The 17,466-nt window shown below is 69.7% G+C and carries 14 protein-coding genes; 4 read left to right on the plus strand and 10 right to left on the minus strand.

All coding sequences use genetic code 11. From position 1 onward, the window contains the following. Positions 1-249 precede the first annotated feature (249 nt). A complete protein-coding gene (locus tag P6F26_RS01905) occupies positions 250-1,644 on the plus strand; it encodes a carnitine 3-dehydrogenase (protein WP_278026946.1) in 1,395 nt (464 codons plus the stop codon). Positions 1,645-1,762: 118 nt separating this feature from the next. Here P6F26_RS01905 and P6F26_RS01910 read toward each other — a convergent pair whose 3' ends face one another. From P6F26_RS01910 to P6F26_RS01945, 8 genes are all read right to left on the minus strand, one after another. Continuing rightward, positions 1,763-3,403: an ABC transporter ATP-binding protein gene (locus tag P6F26_RS01910; RefSeq protein WP_278026947.1), complete on the minus strand. Its 1,641-nt coding sequence runs from the start codon at positions 3,401-3,403 to the stop codon at positions 1,763-1,765. Positions 3,404-3,408: 5 nt separating this feature from the next. Next, positions 3,409-4,323, minus strand: coding sequence for an ABC transporter permease (locus P6F26_RS01915; protein WP_278026948.1), 915 nt, complete (start codon positions 4,321-4,323; stop codon positions 3,409-3,411). Between the two features lie 4 nt (positions 4,324-4,327). Next, positions 4,328-5,281 carry an ABC transporter permease gene (locus tag P6F26_RS01920; protein WP_278027043.1) on the minus strand — a complete coding sequence of 318 codons (954 nt, stop codon included), beginning with the start codon at positions 5,279-5,281 and terminating at the stop codon, positions 4,328-4,330. Positions 5,282-5,348: 67 nt separating this feature from the next. Continuing rightward, the gene (locus tag P6F26_RS01925) at positions 5,349-6,920 is read right to left on the minus strand and encodes an ABC transporter substrate-binding protein (RefSeq protein WP_278026949.1); all 1,572 of its coding nucleotides are present in this window, start codon (positions 6,918-6,920) and stop codon (positions 5,349-5,351) included. A gap of 228 nt (positions 6,921-7,148) precedes the next feature. Beyond that, positions 7,149-8,108 (minus strand): ABC transporter ATP-binding protein, encoded by a 960-nt coding sequence (locus P6F26_RS01930; RefSeq protein WP_278026950.1) that lies wholly within the window; start codon positions 8,106-8,108, stop codon positions 7,149-7,151. Continuing rightward, positions 8,105-9,994, minus strand: a complete 1,890-nt coding sequence (locus tag P6F26_RS01935; protein WP_278026951.1) for a dipeptide/oligopeptide/nickel ABC transporter permease/ATP-binding protein — start codon at positions 9,992-9,994, stop codon at positions 8,105-8,107. Before P6F26_RS01935 ends, P6F26_RS01930 begins: the two co-directional genes overlap by 4 nt. After that, the gene (locus tag P6F26_RS01940) at positions 9,991-10,938 is read right to left on the minus strand and encodes an ABC transporter permease (RefSeq protein ID WP_278026952.1); all 948 of its coding nucleotides are present in this window, start codon (positions 10,936-10,938) and stop codon (positions 9,991-9,993) included. The genes P6F26_RS01935 and P6F26_RS01940 overlap by 4 nt, the downstream gene beginning before the upstream one ends. Positions 10,939-11,038: 100 nt before the next feature. Further along, positions 11,039-12,616 carry an ABC transporter substrate-binding protein gene (locus P6F26_RS01945; protein WP_278026953.1) on the minus strand — a complete coding sequence of 526 codons (1,578 nt, stop codon included), beginning with the start codon at positions 12,614-12,616 and terminating at the stop codon, positions 11,039-11,041. 91 nt (positions 12,617-12,707) lie between these two features. Between P6F26_RS01945 and P6F26_RS01950 the strand changes: the two genes are divergently transcribed. Continuing rightward, positions 12,708-13,385 (plus strand): DUF1028 domain-containing protein, encoded by a 678-nt coding sequence (locus P6F26_RS01950; RefSeq protein WP_278026954.1) that lies wholly within the window; start codon positions 12,708-12,710, stop codon positions 13,383-13,385. A gap of 4 nt (positions 13,386-13,389) precedes the next feature. Here the strand turns inward: P6F26_RS01950 and P6F26_RS01955 are convergent, their stop codons facing one another. Continuing rightward, positions 13,390-14,154 carry a FadR/GntR family transcriptional regulator gene (locus P6F26_RS01955; RefSeq protein WP_278026955.1) on the minus strand — a complete coding sequence of 255 codons (765 nt, stop codon included), beginning with the start codon at positions 14,152-14,154 and terminating at the stop codon, positions 13,390-13,392. Between the two features lie 198 nt (positions 14,155-14,352). Between P6F26_RS01955 and P6F26_RS01960 the strand changes: the two genes are divergently transcribed. After that, positions 14,353-15,270, plus strand: a complete 918-nt coding sequence (locus P6F26_RS01960) for a ring-cleaving dioxygenase (RefSeq protein ID WP_278026956.1) — start codon at positions 14,353-14,355, stop codon at positions 15,268-15,270. Further along, entirely contained in the window at positions 15,270-15,923 is a 654-nt protein-coding gene (locus P6F26_RS01965) for an alpha/beta hydrolase (RefSeq protein ID WP_278026957.1), read from the plus strand. The genes P6F26_RS01960 and P6F26_RS01965 overlap by 1 nt, the downstream gene beginning before the upstream one ends. Positions 15,924-16,085: 162 nt before the next feature. Here the strand turns inward: P6F26_RS01965 and P6F26_RS01970 are convergent, their stop codons facing one another. After that, positions 16,086-17,456: an aspartate aminotransferase family protein gene (locus P6F26_RS01970; protein ID WP_278026958.1), complete on the minus strand. Its 1,371-nt coding sequence runs from the start codon at positions 17,454-17,456 to the stop codon at positions 16,086-16,088. Between the last annotated feature and the right edge of the window lie 10 nt (positions 17,457-17,466).

Raw genomic sequence — 17,466 nt, forward strand, 5'->3', positions numbered from 1 at the left:
GGCGCGCGCGCCTCACGCATGGCACCGCGCGGACCGTGACGCCGCGGCCGGGGGGCGTATCTCGCGCCGGCGCGTGCAGCCTGACGGGTGCGCGCCCGGGGCTGTGGCTCATGCCGAGACGTTCGGCGGTCACGCTGGTGCCGCGCTCCTTTCGGGGCATGGGGCGGCCGGCGATCTCCGTTTCGGCGGTCGTGAGGCCATGTCGCAGAGCCCGCGCGGCCCGCTGGCCGAGGCGGCGGGAGCGGCGCCATGAAGGCCGCGATCGTCGGTGGCGGGGTCATCGGCGGCGGCTGGGCCGCGCGGTTCCTGCTCAACGGATGGGATGTGTCGGTCTTCGACCCCGACCCCGAGGCGCGCCGCAAGGTCCAGGAGGTGCTCGCCAATGCGCGCCGGGCGCTTCCAGGCCTCTACGCGCGCGCCATGCCGCCCGAGGGACGCCTGTCGTTCCACACGGACGCGGACGAGGCGGTGGCGGATGCCGACTGGGTGCAGGAAAGCGTGCCCGAGCGGCTGGACCTCAAGCACCGCGTCTTCGCGGGACTGCTCGCGGCCGCGCCCGGGCACGCTGTCATCGGCTCGTCCACGTCGGGCTTCCGGCCGTCGCAGCTGAACCTTGCGGGCGGCCGCGTGATCGTCGCGCATCCGTTCAACCCGGTATACCTTCTGCCGCTGGTCGAACTGGTGGGCGACGCCGCCGAGACCGCGCGGGCGGCCGACATCCTGCGCGGGATCGGCATGTTTCCCCTCGTGGTCCGCAAGGAGATCGACGCCCACATCGCCGACCGCCTTCTCGAGGCGGTCTGGCGCGAGGCGCTGTGGCTCGTGAAGGACGGGATCGCCACGACCGGGGAGATCGACGAGGCGATCCGCATGGGCTTCGGGCTGCGCTGGGCGCAGATGGGGCTGTTCGAGACCTACCGGATCGCAGGCGGCGAGGCGGGGATGCGCCACTTCCTCGAACAGTTCGGGCCGTGCCTGACGTGGCCCTGGACGAAGCTCATGGACGTGCCGGACTTCGACGACGACCTCGTCGAGCTGATCGCCGGGCAGTCGGACGCGCAGTCGGGCCACGCGACGATCCGCGAGCTGGAGCGCCGCCGCGACGACAACCTCGTGGCCATGATGCGCGCGCTGAAGCGGACAGGCAGCGGCGCGGGCGGCGTCATCGCCGCGCACGAGAGCGCGTCGCCCGCCGCCGGGAGGGGGCCCGACGGCCTGCCGGTGACGGCGGGGATGCAGGTGGCGGCATCCGACGCCGACCACCACGGCCGGATGGACGATGCCGCATGCATCGATCTGGCCGCGCGCGCCACGGACCGGCTGATGGAGTTGATCGAGACGGATGCGGGCGATGCCGCGCCGGGCCTCGGCCATGTCGCCGCCGAGAGCCGGATCCGCCGTTTCGCCGCCATCGCGATCGGCGACCGCGTCACGGTGACGACCGAGGCGCTGGGCGGGGACGGGCGCGAAGTGCGCCTCATGCACCGCTTGTGGACGGAGGGCGAGGGCCCGGCGGCGACGGTGGAGGTCCTGATCCGGCATGTCGACCTTGCGACGCTCCGGGCCGTGGCGCCCGGGGCGGCGCTCGTGGGCAGGGTTGCGGCGATGGTGGCGGCCCATGCCGGCCGTCCGGAGCGGAAGTGACGGCGCGGAGGCGACCGCCGGGGCGATGGCGGCGGCCGGGGCATCGAGCCCCGCCCGCCGCCGCGCCTTCGGCGCTTGCGTATTTGGGGAAAGATGAAGGGCGGGCCGTCACGCCGCGTCAGGGAACGTCCGCGCGTCCCGGCCTGCGGCCTGCCTCGCGGTCCTTCAGGAGGCGTGTCAGCCAGTCGGGATCCATCTCGGGCACCGAGGACAGGAGCAGGTCGGTGTAGGGTTCGTGCGGGGGGGCGAACATCTCGGACCGGGTGCCCTTCTCGACCACGCGCCCGTTCTGCATCACCACGACCTCGTCGGCGATGGCGCGCACGGTGGCGAGGTCGTGGGTGATGAACATGTAGGCCAGCCCGAAGTCCTTCTGCAGGCGGACCAGAAGCTTCAGGATGCCCTCCTGCACGATCTGGTCGAGCGCGCTCGTGACCTCGTCGCAGATGATGAGCCGCGGCTCGGCGGCGAGCGCGCGGGCGATCCCGACGCGCTGCTTCTGACCGCCCGAGAGCTCGCCGGGGAAGCGGTCGATGTAGGTGTCGGGCGCGAGCTCGATCAGCTCGAGCAGCTCCCGCACGCGGTCGTCGAGCGCCTTGCCGGAGAGGCCGAGATACATGTGCGCGGGGCGGCCGATGATCTCGCGCAGGCGCATCTTGGGATTCAGCGCGGTATCGGCCATCTGGTAGATCATCTGGACCTGCCGCAGATGGTCGCGCGTGCGTCCCTTCAGCGAGGGCGGCAGGGCCGCGCCCTCGAACAGGACCTCGCCGTCGCGCGGCGGCAGGAGCCCGGTGATGACCCGCGCCGCGGTCGACTTGCCCGAGCCGCTTTCGCCCACGACGGCGACGGTGCGTCCGGGGTGGATGTCGAAGCTCACGTCCTCCAGCACGTTCACGGTGCCGTAGGCCGCGGTCACGTTGCGGACCGAAACGACGGGCGTGCCCGAGGCGGCGGGCTGCTGTTCCGTCGCGAAGCTGCGCACGGCCCAGAGGCTACGGGTGTAGTCCTCGCGCGGGGCGTCGAGCATGGTGCGCGTGTCGGCCTCCTCGACCTCCTCGCCGCGCAGGAGCACCTTGATCCGGTCGGCGGCCTGCGCGACCACGGCGAGATCGTGGGTGATGTAGATGGCGGCCGTGTCGAACTGCCTGACGATGTCGCGGATCGCGGCCAGAACCTCGATCTGGGTGGTCACGTCGAGCGCGGTCGTCGGCTCGTCGAAGACGATGAGGTCGGGGCGGCAGGACATGGCCATCGCCGTCATGGCGCGCTGCAACTGTCCGCCCGAAACCTGGTGGGGGTAGCGGAAGCCGATGTCATCGGGGTTGGGCAGGCGCATCCGGCGGTAGAGGTCGATCGCGTCGCGCTCGGCCTCCTCGCGGGACATGACGTGATGGACGACGGGCGCCTCGGAATACTGGTCGATGAGCCTGTGGGCCGGGTTGAAGCTTGCCGCCGCGGATTGCGCAACATAGGCGATGCGCGCGCCGCGCAGCCCTCGCCGCGTCGCCTCGGAGGCCGCGCGCAGGTCGATTCCGTCGAAGACGATGGAGCCCCCGGCGATCCGGCAGCCGTCCCGCGCGAAGCCCATCGCGGCAAGGCCGATCGTGGACTTGCCCGCGCCGCTTTCGCCGATCAGGCCGAGGACCTCGCCCTTGTGCAGCGTCAGGTCGACGCCCTTCACGATCTCGGACCACACGTCGCCCGAGCGCCCCTCGATCCGGAGCCCTTCGATCTTCAGGAGCATCTCCCGGTCCATCGCGCTCACTCCTTCAGTCCCGAGGCGCGGTAGAGCTGCCAGTCCACCACGAAGTTCACCGCGACCGTCAGAAGCGCGATGCAGCCGGCCGGCAAGAGCGGCGTGACGTCGCCGAAGGTGATCAGCGTCGCGTTGTCGCGCACCATCGAACCCCAGTCGGCGGTCGGCGGCTTGATCCCGAGCCCGAGGAAGCTGAGCGACGAGATGGCGAGGAAGACGAAGCAGAAGCGCAGGCCGAATTCTGCCACGAGCGGGGCGAGCGCGTTGGGCAGGATCTCGCGGCGGATCAGGAACCAGCTGCCCTCGCCCCTGAGCTTCGCGGCCTCGATGTAGTCCATGACGACGATGCCTTGCGCCACCGCGCGGGCGAGACGGTAGACGCGGGTGGAATCCACCGCCGCGATCACGAGGATCAGCGAGGTGATCGAGGTCCCGAAGATCGTCAGCAGCAGCAACGAGAAGATCAGCGCCGGGATCGCCATGAGCGCGTCCACGAAACGCGACAGGACCTGGTCGAGCCACCCGCCGACCAGCGCCGCCCACAGCCCGAGGACGGAGCCCACGATGAAGGCGAGCGCGGTGGTGGCGAAGGCGATGCCGACGGTGTTCCGCGCGCCGTAGATCAGCCGCGAGAGCATGTCGCGCCCGATCCGGTCGGTCCCGAGGATGTGCTCGGAGGTCCACGGCTCGAACTGGGTGCCGACGATCTCGCGCTCGGGGAAGGGGGCGAGGGCGGGGGCGGCGATGGCGACGACGGCATAAAGCACGATCACGACGATGCCGAAGGCGGCCGTCAGCGGCATGTCGCGCGCGATCGCGGCCGAGTGTCCCGACAGCGCCCGCGCAGCCGCCGCGCGCAGGAGGGCCGCGAGGGCGAAGAGCCCCGCAAGGCCGGTCACGACGGAGACAAGGAACGTCATCGCCTCACCTCCGGTGCATCAGGCGCGGGTTCGTGATCGTGGAGAGCACGTCCGCGACGAGGTTGAGCGCGACGTAGGCGCCCGCGAAGATCAGCGCGACGGCCTGCACCACGGCGATGTCCCGGTTCGACACCGCGTCCACCATCAGCTGCCCGAGGCCGGGATAGACGAAGACGACCTCCACCACGACGACGCCGGTGATGAGGTAGGCGAGATTCAGCGCGATGACGTTGATGATGGGCGCAAGCGCGTTCGGCAGCGCGTGGCGCAGGACGATCCGAAGCGGCGACAGCCCCTTGAGGCGCGCCATCTCGATGTAGGGCGAGGCCATGAGGTTGATGATCGCGGCCCGCGTCATGCGCATCATGTGCGCCGTGACCACGAGGGTCAGGGTCAGCGCGGGCAGGAAGCTCATGTAGATCCGGTCCGAGAAGGTCGTGGTGGGATTGATCCGCACCATCGACGGGAACAGCCCGGTCTGCGCCAGCCACAGGACGAGGATGTAGGCCACGAAGAATTCGGGAAAGGAGATCGCCGTGAGCGCGCCCGCGTTGGCGCCGCGGTCGAAGATCGAGTTCCGCCACAGCGCGGCGAGGATGCCGAGCACCAGCGATATCGGAACCGAGAGGGCGGCGGCGTAGAGCGCGAGGAAGACCGTGTTGCCGAGCCGGGCGCCGATCAGCTCGGCGATCGGCCGGCCGTTCGAGAGCGACACGCCGAAATCACCGGTCAGGGCCCCAGAGAGCCAGTTCCAGTATCGCACCGGCGCGGGGTCGTTCAGGCCGAGCTGCGCCCTGAGGGCGGCCACCGTCTCTGGCGTGGCGGACTGGCCGAGGATCTGCGTGGCGAGATCGCCGGGAAGCAGCTCGGTCGCCCAGAAGATCACGAGCGACACGATGAAGAGCAGTCCGACCCCCAACGCGATGCGCGCGAGGACCATCTTTATGACGTTCGACAGGAAACCGTCCTCCGAGGGGCCTGAAACGGGCTTCCCCGGCGCTTGCGCAGCGCCGGGGAGAGCTGGATCAGGCCATCCACCAGCGCTCGACGCAGCGGAAGCCGTCGAGGTTCCAGTTGGCCGAGATGCGGTCAGGCGTGCCGACGCCGTTCGCGACCGCCATGACGTAATTGTTGTACATCGGGATGATGACCGACCCCTCGAAGGACACGATCTCCTGCATCTCGTGGTACATCTCGCGGCGGATGTCCTCGTTGATCTCCGAGCGTGCGGCGACGAGAAGCTCGTTGAAGCGCTCGTTCTCCCAGAAGCTGTCGTTCCATGCGGCGCCGCTGGCGTAGGCGGTGGTGAACATGTGGTCCTCGACCGCGCGTCCGCCCCAGTAGCTCGCCACGAAGGGCTCCTTCATCCAGACGTTGTCCCAGTATCCGTCGTTCGGCACCCGGTCCACGGTCAGGTTGATGCCCGCCGCGCGCGCCGTCTCCGAGAACATCGCCGCCGCATCGACCGCGCCCGCGAAGGCCGCATCGGCCGCCTTGAGCGTGACGTCGAGGCTGTCGAGCCCGGCCTCGCGCAGATAGAAGCGCGCCCGGTCGGGATCGTAGGTCTTCGGCTCCATCTCGGCGTGGAAGTAGCGGTTGGCCGGACCGATCGGGTTGTCGTTCGACACCGCGCCATGGCCGCCGAGGATGACGTCCACCATCTGCTGCCGGTCGAGCGCGTATTTCAGCGCCAGCCGCACGTTGTTGTCGCTGAAGGGCGCCGCGCGGCTGTCCATCGGGAAGACGTAATGCGCGTTGCCGGGGATCGACAGGATGCGCGCGACGCCGCGGCCCTCGAGCATTCCGATCGTTGCCGGATCGACCTGGTCGATCAGGTGCACCTCGCCCGTGATCAGCGCGTTCAGGCGCGCGGCAGGGTCGAGGATCGACAGAAGCTCCACCCGGTCGAACCACGCGCGGTCGTCCTTCCAGTAGTTGGGGTTGCGCGTCAGGCTGGCCTGCACGCCGGGCTCGTAGCTTTCGACGACATACCCGCCCACGCCGTCGGTCGAGGTCGGGTCGATGCGGCCGTCCACGGAGGGCATGATCGGGATGTGGTAGTCCGTCATCAGGTAGGGCAGGTCGGCGTTGGCGGCCTCGAGCGTGACGACGACGTTCTGGCCGTCGGCGCGCACGTCGGTGATCGCGGCGAGCAGCGTCTTGACCGCCGAGGTCGAGTCCTCGCCGCGGTGGTGGTTGATGGAGGCCACGACGTCGTCAACGGTCATGTCCTTGCCGGAATGGAAGGTGATGCCCTGCCGGATCGCGAAGACCCAGGTCACGCCGTCCGCGCTTTCCCAGCTTTCGGCCATTTCGGGGACAAGCTGCCCGTCGGCGCCGACCTCGATCAGCTGGTTGTGGCGCGCGGCCGCGAAGGTCTGGACGTAGAGGTTGTCCCAGAGGCCGGGATCGAGGCTGTCGGTGGTCGAGCCGTGGCCGATGCCGGCGCGGAAGGTTCCGCCGCGCGTCTGCGCGCGCGCCGCGCCGCTGGCGCCCGGCAGGATCAGTCCGGCCGCGCCCATCGCCGCTGCCCCCTTGAGGATGCCGCGCCGCGATACGCCGGACCGCGCCAGTGCCGGAAGCATGGGTCTGTTCATTGTCGTTCTCCCTTCGATGACGCTCCGCTTCTTCCACGCGGAGCCGTATTCTTGCCGCTGTGCGGGCATGTGGCCGATCCCGGAGGCTGTCACGGACGATCGGCGGGTGTGATGGGCGGATCATACATGCCCCGCCGGGAAGACAAACCCCCAATTGGCGGCGGCTTGCGCGCCACCCGGCGGCACCGGGCGGCACCGGGCCGGGACGCCGCAGCGCGCGCCGTCGCCTCAGCCGCCCTCGGGGTTGAAGCAGGCGGCCTGCGTCGCGTCGCTGACGGGCGCGAGGGCAGGGGTCTCGGCCGCGCAGCGCCCGATGGCGCGTGGGCACCTCGCGCGGAAGGCGCAGCCCTCGGGCGGGTTCAGCGGGTCGGGAAGCTCGGTCTCGCGGCCCTCGGGCGCCTTCAGTTCGCGTCCCACGACCGGTGCGCTGTCGGCGAGAAGTTTCGTGTAGGGGTGGCGCGGCCTGGCGAAGATCTCGCGTGCCGGACCGACCTCCACCAGAGCGCCGAAATAGAGAACCGCGATCCTGTCGCTGACGGCCTCGACCACCGCAAGGTCGTGGCTGATGAACAGGTAGGTCAGCCCGAACCGTCCCTTGAGATCGGCGAGCAGGTTCAGGACCTGCGCCTGCACCGACACGTCCAGCGCCGAGACGGGTTCGTCGAGGATCAGGATCCGCGCGTCGGCGGCCAGCGCGCGGGCGATGCCGATGCGCTGGGCCTGACCGCCCGAGAACTCGTGCGGGTAACGGTCGAGGAACTCCTCGCGCAGGTTCACCGCCGCGAAGATCTCGCTGATGCGTTCGGCGCGGGCCGCCGCCTTCATCCCGTGGAGGTGCCGCAGCGGCGCCTCCATGATCTGGCGCACTGTCTTGCGCGGGTTCAGCGACGAGATCGGGTCCTGGAAGACATACTGGATCTTCCTGCCGAACTCGGCAGGATCTGCGGTGTCGAGCGGCGCGCCCTCGATCTCGATGCGGCCCGAGGTCGGCGGCAGCAGGCCCACCAGCATCCGCGCCAGCGTCGACTTCCCGCAGCCGGATTCGCCCACGATGCCCAGCGTCTCGCCGGTGCGGACGGTCAGGTCGAGCGGGCGGACCGCGCGCACCAGCGCCCGTGGCGGGCCGAACAGGCGCTTGCCCACGGGGAAGGACTTGCTCAGGGCCGTCAGTTTCAGCGCCTCGGTCATTCGGCGGCCTCTTCGTGCGGGGCGGGGACCGGGTGGATGCAGCGGACGCTGTGGTCCCTGCCGTGGGCGTCGAGCGCGATATCGCCCTCGCGGCACCGGGCGGTCGCGCGGTGGCATCGCTCGGCGTAGGCGCAGCCCGGCGGCAGCCGGTCCACGGCCGGCGGCATTCCGGGAATGGCCTCGAGCCGCCGCCGCCCGCCGCCGAGTTCCGGCACGCAGGCCATCAGCTTGGACGTGTAGGGATGCGCCGGCGCGTTGAGGATGGTGTCGGTGGGACCCTCCTCGACGATGCGGCCGGCATACATGACCGCCACTCGGTCGCAGAGCTGCGCGACCACGCCGAAGTCGTGCGTGATGAACAGGATGGCGAGGCCCCGGTCGCGCCGCAGGTCGTCCAGAAGCGTCAGGATCTGCGCCTGCACGGTCACGTCGAGGGCGGTCGTCGGCTCGTCCGCGATGATCACGTCGGGATCGTTGGCAAGCGCCATCGCGATGCCAACCCGCTGGCGCATTCCGCCCGACAGCTCGTGCGGATATGTGTCGATGCGGCTTTCGGCGTTGGGGATGCGCACCTGCCTGAGCAGGTCGATCGCATGCGCGCGTCCCTCGGCCCGCCCGATGCGGCGATGGCTCGAGACGGCCTCGATCAGCTGGTCGCCCACGGTGTGGAGCGGGTGCAGCGTGGCCTGCGGATCCTGGAAGATGTAGGCGACGCGCCTGCCGCGCATCGACCGCAGCGTCTCGTAGGGCGCGCCGACGATGTCCTTGCCGTCGTAGTAGACCGCGCCTCCGGTGATGATGCCCGGCGGCGAGGCCACGAGGCCCATGACCGACAGCGCCGTGACCGACTTGCCCGAACCGCTTTCGCCGATCAGGCCGACGCATTCGCCTGGCCGCACCGTGAGGTCGACCCCGCCCACCGCCTTGTAGACGCGGTCCTTGACGTGGAACTGGGTCCTGAGGCCGCGCAGCGCCAGAAGCCCTTCCGCGGGCGCGTCGGGGACCGGCCCCGTCCGCCGCACCATCGTCGCGGGCATCGGCCGCGACAGCGCGCCCGACTTCAGCCGCGGGTCGAGCGCGTCGCGCACCCCGTCGCCGAGGAGGTTGATCGCCATCACGATGACGAGGATCATCAGCCCCGGCACGATCGACGTGTGCGGATTGGTGATCAGCGCAGAGCGCGCCTCGCCCAGCATGGAGCCCAGATCGGCCACGGGCGGCTGCGACCCGAGCCCGAGAAACGACAGGCCGGCCGTCTCGAGGATCATCCACCCCACCGTGGTCGACATCGCGATCACGATGACCGGCACGACGTTGGGCAGGACCTCGGTCACGATGATCTTCGCATCCGACAGCCCCGCAAGGCGGGCCGCGTCCACGAATTCCTTGTTGGCGATGCCGACCGTGATGCCGCGGATGTTGCGCGCGAAGAACGGGATGTTGACGGCGGCCACCGCGATCAGGGCGTTCAGAAGGCCGGGGCCGAGGGCCGCCACGATGGCGAGCGCGAGCAGGATGTAGGGGAACGCCATCAGCATGTCGACGCCGCGCATGATGACGTTGTCGGTGCGCCCGCCGTAATAGCCCGCGACGATGCCGATGGCGGCGCCAAGCGTCGCGGCGACCACGGCGGCGGCGAAACCCACGGCAAGACTGAGGCGCGTGCCCCACAGAAGCCTGCTCAGGAGATCGCGGCCAAGGTGGTCCGTGCCCAGTAGGGCGCCCTCGGAGAACGGCGGCTGGAAGCGGTCGGCTGTGCTCGTGACGTTGGGCGGAGCCAGCGGCAGGAGCGGCGTGATCAGCGCCACGATCACGACCAGCGTCATCACGACCAGCCCGGCGAGCGCCAGGCGGTTGCGTGCGAGAAGCTTGAGGAACGCGGTCATGTCTTGATCCTCGGGTCGAGCAGGCTCTGCCCGACGTCCACGATGATGTTGAACATGACGTAGCAGGCCGCGACGAAAACGACGCCGCCCTGCACCAGAAGGATGTCGCGGCGCAGGATCGCGTCGACCAGCATCCGACCCACGCCGGGCCACTGGAACACGATCTCGATATAGACCGCGCCCGACAGCACGAAACCCGCCTGGATCCCGAGGACCGGGATGATCGAGACCATCGCCGCGCGCAGCGCATGGCCCCAGATCACGCGGCGCTCGTGCACGCCCTTGGCCCGCGCGGTGCGGATGAAGTCCTGCCGCAGCACCTCGAGCATGGCCGACCGCGACAGCCGCGCCACGACGCCCGTGGCCACGACGGCAAGCGCCGTGGCCGGCATGGCGAGATGGTCGAGCAGGACCCACGGCGTCCGGTCGCCGTAGATCGGCCACATGCCCGAGACGGGGAACCACCTGAGGTTCACCGCGAAGGTCAGGATCATCATCATTCCGAGGAAGAAGGACGGGATGGAGATGCCGAGCAGCACGAGGAAGGTGATGGCCTTGTCGGCAAGGCCGTACTGGTTGGCCGCCGAGACGACGCCGGCCGCGATCCCGAGCACCGAGCACAGCACGAAGGCGCTGCCGGCGAGGATCAGCGTGGCGTTGAACCGCTCCAGCACCTCGTCGAGCACGGGACGGTTCAGCGCGAAGGAACGTCCGAAATCGCCCTGCAGCATGTTGCCGAGCCAGATGAAGTATCGCTGCACGAGCGGTTTATCGAGGCCGAGGTCCTGGTTCAGCGCCGCCACGTTCTCGGGCGTCGCGTAGGATCCCAGGATCGCGGTCGCGGGGTCGCCCGGGATCATCGCCATGATCAGGAACACGATCACGGAGATGCCGACGAGGACGGGCACCGCCGAGACGAGGCGCTTGAGGATGTAGCCGGTCATGAGCCCTCCGCGCGGGTCCGGTCCGCCGGGACGATCCCGCGGCGGATGTCCGGGGATCTGGTCGTCCGGGACGGCGCGAACGCCGCCCCGGTCAAGGTGTTCAGTTCTTCACGACGTCATGCAAGAGCAGGAAGAAGGACGGCTCGAGGGTGAAGTTCTCGACCCGGTCGTTCGTCACGGCGTTCTGCTTCCAGTTCGCGACGAAGACCCAGGGCGCGTCCTCCTGCACGATCCGCTGCATCTCGCGGTAGAGCTCGGCGCGGCGCTCCTGGTCGGTGGCCGTGCGGGCCTCCTCGAGCAGCGCGTCGACCTCGGGGTTGGAGTAGTAGCCCGAGTTGAAGCCGCCCTCCGCCGGCCATGCGGCCGTGCGCAGCGCGAGATAGGGCAGGGTGTCGGGATCGTTCGTCATCCACGCCATCTCGGCCATGTCGGCCTCGCCCTCGAGCCCGGGGTTCACGCGCCCGAGGAACGTGTTCCACTCGTAGGTCTCGATGGTGACGTCGAAGCCCACGGCCTCGAGGTCTGCCTGGATCGCCGTGCCCATCGCCACGGGATCGAGCATCCCCGACCCGCCTTCGGTGACGTAGAAGGTGATCTCGGGGTTCTCGACGCCGGCCTCGGCCAGAAGGGCGCGGGCGCGCTCGGGGTCGTAGGGATAGGGCTCCAGCTCCGCGTTGTAGGCCCAGGCGAAGGCGGGCGGGGTCGGGCCTGCGGCGACCTCGGCCGTGCCTTCGAGCACGTCGTTCACGATCGCTTCCTTGTTGACGGCATAATTCGCCGCCTGCCGCACGCGCACGTCCGCGAAGGGGCCTTCCAGGGCGTTCAGGATCAGGAACCAGACGTGCGGACCGGCCTGTTCGTGAACGGTGAAGCCATCGCCCTCGAACTCGCCGAGCGCGACGGGCGGCACCTCGACCATGACGTCGATCCCGCCCGCAAGCATCTCGGCGGTGCGGGTGTTTGCGTCGGTGATCGGCCGGAAGATCACGGCCTGAAGCTCGGGCGCGCCGTCCCAGTAGTCGGGGTTGCCCTCGACCACCACGGCCTCGTTCGACCGCCATTCGGCGAAGGTGAAGGCGCCCGTGCCGCTGGGATTGCGGCCGAACTCGGCCCCGTGCTCCATCACGGCTGCAGGCGAGACGATCAGGCCGGTGGGATAGGCGAGGTTCGACAGGAACGGCGCGTAGGGCTCGTTCAGCGTGAAGCGCACGGTCATGTCGTCCACGGCCTCGACGGCCTCGACGGCCGAGAAGAAGAACGACAGAGGGAACGGCCCGGTGTCGTGGTAGGGGTGATCCTCGTTCAGCATCCGCTCGAAGTTGAAGACCACGGCCTCGGCGTCGAAGGGCGAGCCGTCATGGAAGCTCACGCCCTCGCGGAGCGTGAACGTGTAGACGGTGCCGTCCTCCGAGACATCCCAGCCCGTGGCGAGCGCGGGCTCGACCTCCAGCGTGCCGGGCGCGTAGCGCACCAGCCCGTCGTAGAGGTTCATCAGGATGCGGAAGTCGTTCACCGCCGTCACCGCGTGCGGATCGAGCGCCTGCGGCTCGGCAATCTGGCCCACGACGAGAACGCCGGGCGGGGTCTGCGCCTCCGCGATGGTCCAGCCGCCGAGCGCGAAAGCGGTCGCCGCCGTCGCGGCCAGCATCGTGCGCCGTGTGAGGGAGAGCAGCTTCATGGGGTTTCCTCTCTGTCGCAATTTATCATGATGAATTGCATTACTGCGAATGATCATGATAAATTCAAGAAAATTGTGGCGCGGAGACCCCATGACCTTTTCACTTCTTGCGCGTGATGAAAAAACGGGCGCTCTGGTCGCTGCGGCCGCGACCGGCGCGCCCTGTGTCGGAGGCTGGGTGATTCGAGGATCGCTGGATGCGGGCCTCGTGGCCTCGCAGGGCACCGCGCCTTCCACGATCTGGCGCGAGGCGGTCCTTCGGCGCATGGCGGACGGGCAATCGGCGGAGCGGGCAGTGGCGGACGTCACCGGCGCGGACCCCGGCCGGGGCCACAGACAGTTGTCGGCGCTCGACCTCTCCGGCGGGGGCGGCGCCTTCACCGGCGAGGCCTCGGTCGCCATCGCCGCCCATGACATCGGGCCGGGCGTCGTCGTTGCCGGGAACATGCTGTCGGGCAAGGAGGTGCTGGCCGCCTTCCGCGCGACGTGGGACGCGGGCGAGGGCGATCTCGGGGAACGCGCGCTCGCCGCGCTGCGGGCCGCGGAGAAGGCGGGGGGCGACATGCGCGGCCTGAGGTCCGCGGCGCTTCTGGTGCTGCACCCCAGCGTGCCGCCGCTCGACCTGCGGGTCGATCTCAGCGAGACGCCGCTTGCCGATCTTGCGCACCTGCTGCGCGCATCCCGGACGCCGCCCTATTCCGACTGGCTGAAGGTCGTGCCCGTGGCCGAGGACCCGCACCGCGCCCCGGAGGCCGCGCCCGAGCCCTGACCGCTCAATGCGCCGACATGAACCGGCGCATCACGCGGGCCTCCTGTCTCTGCATCATCCTTTCGGCGCTTTCCATGTGTGAGCGCATGACCGCGCGGGCCTTCTCGGCGTCGCCCGCTTCCAGCGCGGCGACGAGGTCGATCTGGTGCTGCCGCCCGCGCGCCCAGAGCTCTTCGTTGTGGGGTTCGTAGAGACGGCGGTAGACGGTCAGGTCGGCGAGGATGCGCGCCATGAACGAGACGCAGAACCCTAGAAGCGGGTTGCCCGCGTATTCCGCGAGCCTCTCGTGGAAGCGCAGCGACATGACGTGCTGGTCGCGTTCTTCCTCGGGCGAGCGCGCGGGATGGTCGTAGCGCGCGGCGATGTCCCTCAGGGCGGCAAGCTTCCCGGCGTCGAGCCGCCCGGCGAGCGAGGAGGCAAGCTCGGGCTCCAGCACCTTGCGCATCTGGTAGATGTCGGCGATCGACAGTTCCTGGAAGTAGAAGTAGTTGGCCAGAAGCGACTTCGCCCGTTCGGCCGTCACCTCGCCGACGAAACTGCCGCCTCCGGGTCCGGTGCGCGTGACGACAAGGCCCTGCGCCTCGAGGATTCGCATGGCCTCGCGGACCGTGCCCTTCGAGACGCCGAACTGCTCGATCATCGCCGCCTCGTTCGGCAGCCGCGCGCCGGTTTGAAGGTCGCGCTCGACCACCCACTCCTTGATCCGGTCGGCCACCTGGACGGGCCGGGATCGGCGTTGCGACGGCCTGCCAATGGTATCGTCGGGCATCTGCCTCCCCGAAATTATCATGAAAATTATGGACGGCCTGCGCGGCGCGGTCCAGTGCGAAGGTGCCTTTTCCGCCCCCGGTCGCGCATTGCGGCACAGGGTCCCTGCGCCGATGTGCATTGATGCAGGGGGCCGAAACGCCGATGTCTTGGTCCGAACGCGCCGCGTGCGCGCCATCCGCATGAAGGAGCTTGGGACATGACCCGCACGATTCCCGGCCTGCACCACGTCACGGCCATCTCCGGCCCGCCGCAGCCCAACGTCGATTTCTTCACCGGCACGCTGGGCCAGCGGCTTGTGAAGAAGACGGTGAACTTCGACGCGCCCGACACCTATCACCTCTACTACGGGGACGACGCCGGCTCGCCGGGCACGATCCTGACGTTCTTTCCCTTCGCCGATGCCGGTCCGGGCCGCGCGGGTCCGGGGATGGCGCAGTCCTACGCCTACGCGGTGACGAAGGGCGGCTTCGATGGCTGGATGGACCGGCTGGCCGAGAGCGCCATCGACTTCGACGGACCCTTCGAGCGTTTCGGCGCACGGGTCCTGACCCTGCGCGATCCCGATGGCGCGCCCGTGGACCTCGTGGAGACGGATCGCGTCGGCGATGCGCCGCTCGACGGTTTCCATTCGGTGACGCTGTGGATACGCGATCCCGGCCCGACCGCGCGGCTTCTGACCGGCGTCTTCGGCTACGAGGAGGCGGGGCACGAGACGGCGGGCGGCGTGGAGCGTCTGCGCCTGCGCGCGCCGGGCGACGCGCGTGGCGCGGTCGTGGACCTGATGCGCTCGGACGCGCCGTCGATCGGCAGGCAGGGGGCTGGCACCATTCACCACGTCGCCTTCCGCGCCGAGACCGACGAGGTGCAGGGCGAATGGCGCGAGGCGCTGGCGAGCGCGGGCATGGCCGTGACGCCGGTGATCGACCGCCAGTATTTCAATGCGATCTACTTCCGTGAACCGGGCGGCGTCCTGTTCGAGATCGCGACCGACCCGCCGGGCTTCGCGGTGGACGAAGACGCGGCGCATCTCGGCGAGGCGCTGAAGCTGCCCGCGAAGTACGAGGGCATCCGCGACCGCATCGAGGCGGTGCTGCCGCCCCTGAAGGTGGCGTGATGGCCGCCGCGATCAGCCTTGCCGGGGCCGATCCCGCACGGGCGCGGGCCGGCCTCGTGCTCGTCCACGGGCGCGGCGCGACGGCCGACGGCATCCTCGACCTCGGCCATGCGCTGGGCCTGCCGGACCTTGCCCTCGTCGCGCCGCAGGCGCCGGGGATGACGTGGTGGCCCACGTCCTTCCTTGCGCCCACGGCGCAGATGGAGCCCTTCGTCGACCGCGGCATGGCGGCCATCGACACGGCCATCGCGATGCTGGTGGACAAGGGGGTGCCCTCCGACGGCATCGCGCTGGCCGGGTTCAGCCAGGGCGGGTGCCTCGCGCTGGAATACGCGGCGCGGCGTGGCGGGCTCGCGGCCGTGTTCGGTCTGTCGGCGGGGCTGGTCGGGACTGGCGACGCGGACGGCGGCCCGCAGGAGGCGCTTTACGGGTTCGGGCCGAAGGCGTTCGACTACGCCACCAGGCTCGACGGAACGCCGGTGGAGATCACGGTCCACGAACGCGATCCGCATATCCCGCTGAAGCGCGCCGAGGACAGCGAGGCGGTCTTCGCGCGGCTGGGCGCGCGGGCGCGCCTGACGGTGACGCCGGGCGCGGGCCACGGGATCGGGCCCGAGGCCGTCGCGGCGATGCGCGGGCATCTCAACGTCTGAGGTGTTCGGGCGGCCGGGGAAACCGGCCGCCTAGCGGCTCTGGCGGCGGGCCCCGATCCGGCACTCCTTCTCCGGCGAGGGCGGCACGAGGTGTGTCGCGAACCGGTGGACCATCCGGTCAGCGACCGCGCAGGCTCGGGGACGTCCCGGACACGCGTCCGCTCAGGCCAGGACCTCGCGGATCGCATCGGCCGTGACGGAGACGACGGTATCGGCCTCCTCCCGGCTGAGGCAGAGGGGCGGGGCGTAGCCGATGATGTCGCCCTGCGGCATCGCGCGCGCGATCACGCCGCGCTTGCCCATGGCCTGCACGACGCGCGGCGTCACCTTGTCTGCCGCTTCGAAGTAGGTGCGGCTGTCGCGGTCGCGCACCAGCTCCACCGCCGTCAGCATGCCCTCGCCGCGCACTTCGCCGACATGGGGATGATCGCCGAGCGCCTCGGCCATCGAGCGGGTGAGGTAGGGGCCGACCTCGCCCGCGTTGGCGACGAGGTTCAGGCTGTCGAGAAGCTTCAGGTTCGCGACCCCCGCCGCCGCCCCGATGGGATGCGCCGAGTAGGTCCAGCCGTGCCCCAGCGGGCCGAACTCGTCCGTGCCCTGTTCCAGCACCTTCCACACGCCCTCGGACACGATGGTGCCCGACAGCGGCGCGTAGGCCGAGGTCAGGCCCTTGGCGATGGTCATGATGTCGGGGGTGATCCCGTAATGCGGCGAGCCGAACATCGAGCCGAGGCGGCCGAAGCCCGTCACCACCTCGTCGGCGATGAGCAGGATGTCGTGTTTCCTGAGGATCGGCTCGATCGCCGCCCAGTAGCCCGCCGGCGGCGGCACGATGCCGCCCGTGCCCAGCATCGGCTCGGCGATGAAGGCCGCGATGGTGTCCGCGCCCTCGGCCTCGATGAGCGCCTCGAGATCGGCGGCGCATTTCGCCGTGAACTGCTCCTCGCTCAGCGAAAGGTCGTCGCGGCGGAAGTAGTAGGGCGAGGTCGTGTGCAGGACCTTGTCGAGCGGCAGGTCGAACTTCCTGTGGAACAGCTCCAGTCCCGTCAGCGAGCCCGACATCAGGCCCGAGCCGTGGTAGCCGCGCCAGCGCGAGATGATCTTCTTCTTCTGCGGCAGGCCCCGGACGTTGTTGTAGTACCAGACGAGCTTGATGTTGGTCTCGTTCGCGTCCGACCCGCCGAGGCCGAAATAGACCTTCGACATGTGATCGGGCGCGCGCTCCATCACCATGTGGGCGAGCGTGATCGAGGCCTCCGTGCCGTGGCCGACATAGGCGTGGTAATAGGCCAGTTCGCGCGCCTGCTCGGCGATGGCCTCGGCCACTTCCTGCCGGCCGTAGCCGATGTTCACGCAATAGAGCCCGGCAAAGGCGTCGAGCAGGCGGTTGCCGTCCCGGTCGGTGACGAAGCAGCCCTCCGCGGTCTTGATGATGCGGCCCGGCGCCTCGCCGCGCGCGTGCTGCGCGAGATGCGTCGAGGGATGCAGGAAGCTCTCGCGGTCCCATTTCGCAAGCTGGTCGTTCGTGAGCATGGCCGTCTCC

This window comes from Roseicyclus salinarum, from assembly GCF_029624655.1.
GTDB classification, from domain to species: domain Bacteria; phylum Pseudomonadota; class Alphaproteobacteria; order Rhodobacterales; family Rhodobacteraceae; genus Roseibacterium; species Roseibacterium salinarum.

Coding starts and splice junctions, on each gene's coding strand:
- P6F26_RS01905 (WP_278026946.1), top strand. CDS start 250: ATGAAGGCCGCGATCGTCGGTGGCGGGGTCATCGGCGGCGGCTGGGCC.
- P6F26_RS01910 (WP_278026947.1), bottom strand. CDS start 3,403: ATGGACCGGGAGATGCTCCTGAAGATCGAAGGGCTCCGGATCGAGGGG.
- P6F26_RS01915 (WP_278026948.1), bottom strand. CDS start 4,323: ATGACGTTCCTTGTCTCCGTCGTGACCGGCCTTGCGGGGCTCTTCGCC.
- P6F26_RS01925 (WP_278026949.1), bottom strand. CDS start 6,920: ATGAACAGACCCATGCTTCCGGCACTGGCGCGGTCCGGCGTATCGCGG.
- P6F26_RS01930 (WP_278026950.1), bottom strand. CDS start 8,108: ATGACCGAGGCGCTGAAACTGACGGCCCTGAGCAAGTCCTTCCCCGTG.
- P6F26_RS01935 (WP_278026951.1), bottom strand. CDS start 9,994: ATGACCGCGTTCCTCAAGCTTCTCGCACGCAACCGCCTGGCGCTCGCC.
- P6F26_RS01940 (WP_278026952.1), bottom strand. CDS start 10,938: ATGACCGGCTACATCCTCAAGCGCCTCGTCTCGGCGGTGCCCGTCCTC.
- P6F26_RS01945 (WP_278026953.1), bottom strand. CDS start 12,616: ATGAAGCTGCTCTCCCTCACACGGCGCACGATGCTGGCCGCGACGGCG.
- P6F26_RS01950 (WP_278026954.1), top strand. CDS start 12,708: ATGACCTTTTCACTTCTTGCGCGTGATGAAAAAACGGGCGCTCTGGTC.
- P6F26_RS01955 (WP_278026955.1), bottom strand. CDS start 14,154: ATGCCCGACGATACCATTGGCAGGCCGTCGCAACGCCGATCCCGGCCC.
- P6F26_RS01960 (WP_278026956.1), top strand. CDS start 14,353: ATGACCCGCACGATTCCCGGCCTGCACCACGTCACGGCCATCTCCGGC.
- P6F26_RS01965 (WP_278026957.1), top strand. CDS start 15,270: ATGGCCGCCGCGATCAGCCTTGCCGGGGCCGATCCCGCACGGGCGCGG.
- P6F26_RS01970 (WP_278026958.1), bottom strand. CDS start 17,456: ATGCTCACGAACGACCAGCTTGCGAAATGGGACCGCGAGAGCTTCCTG.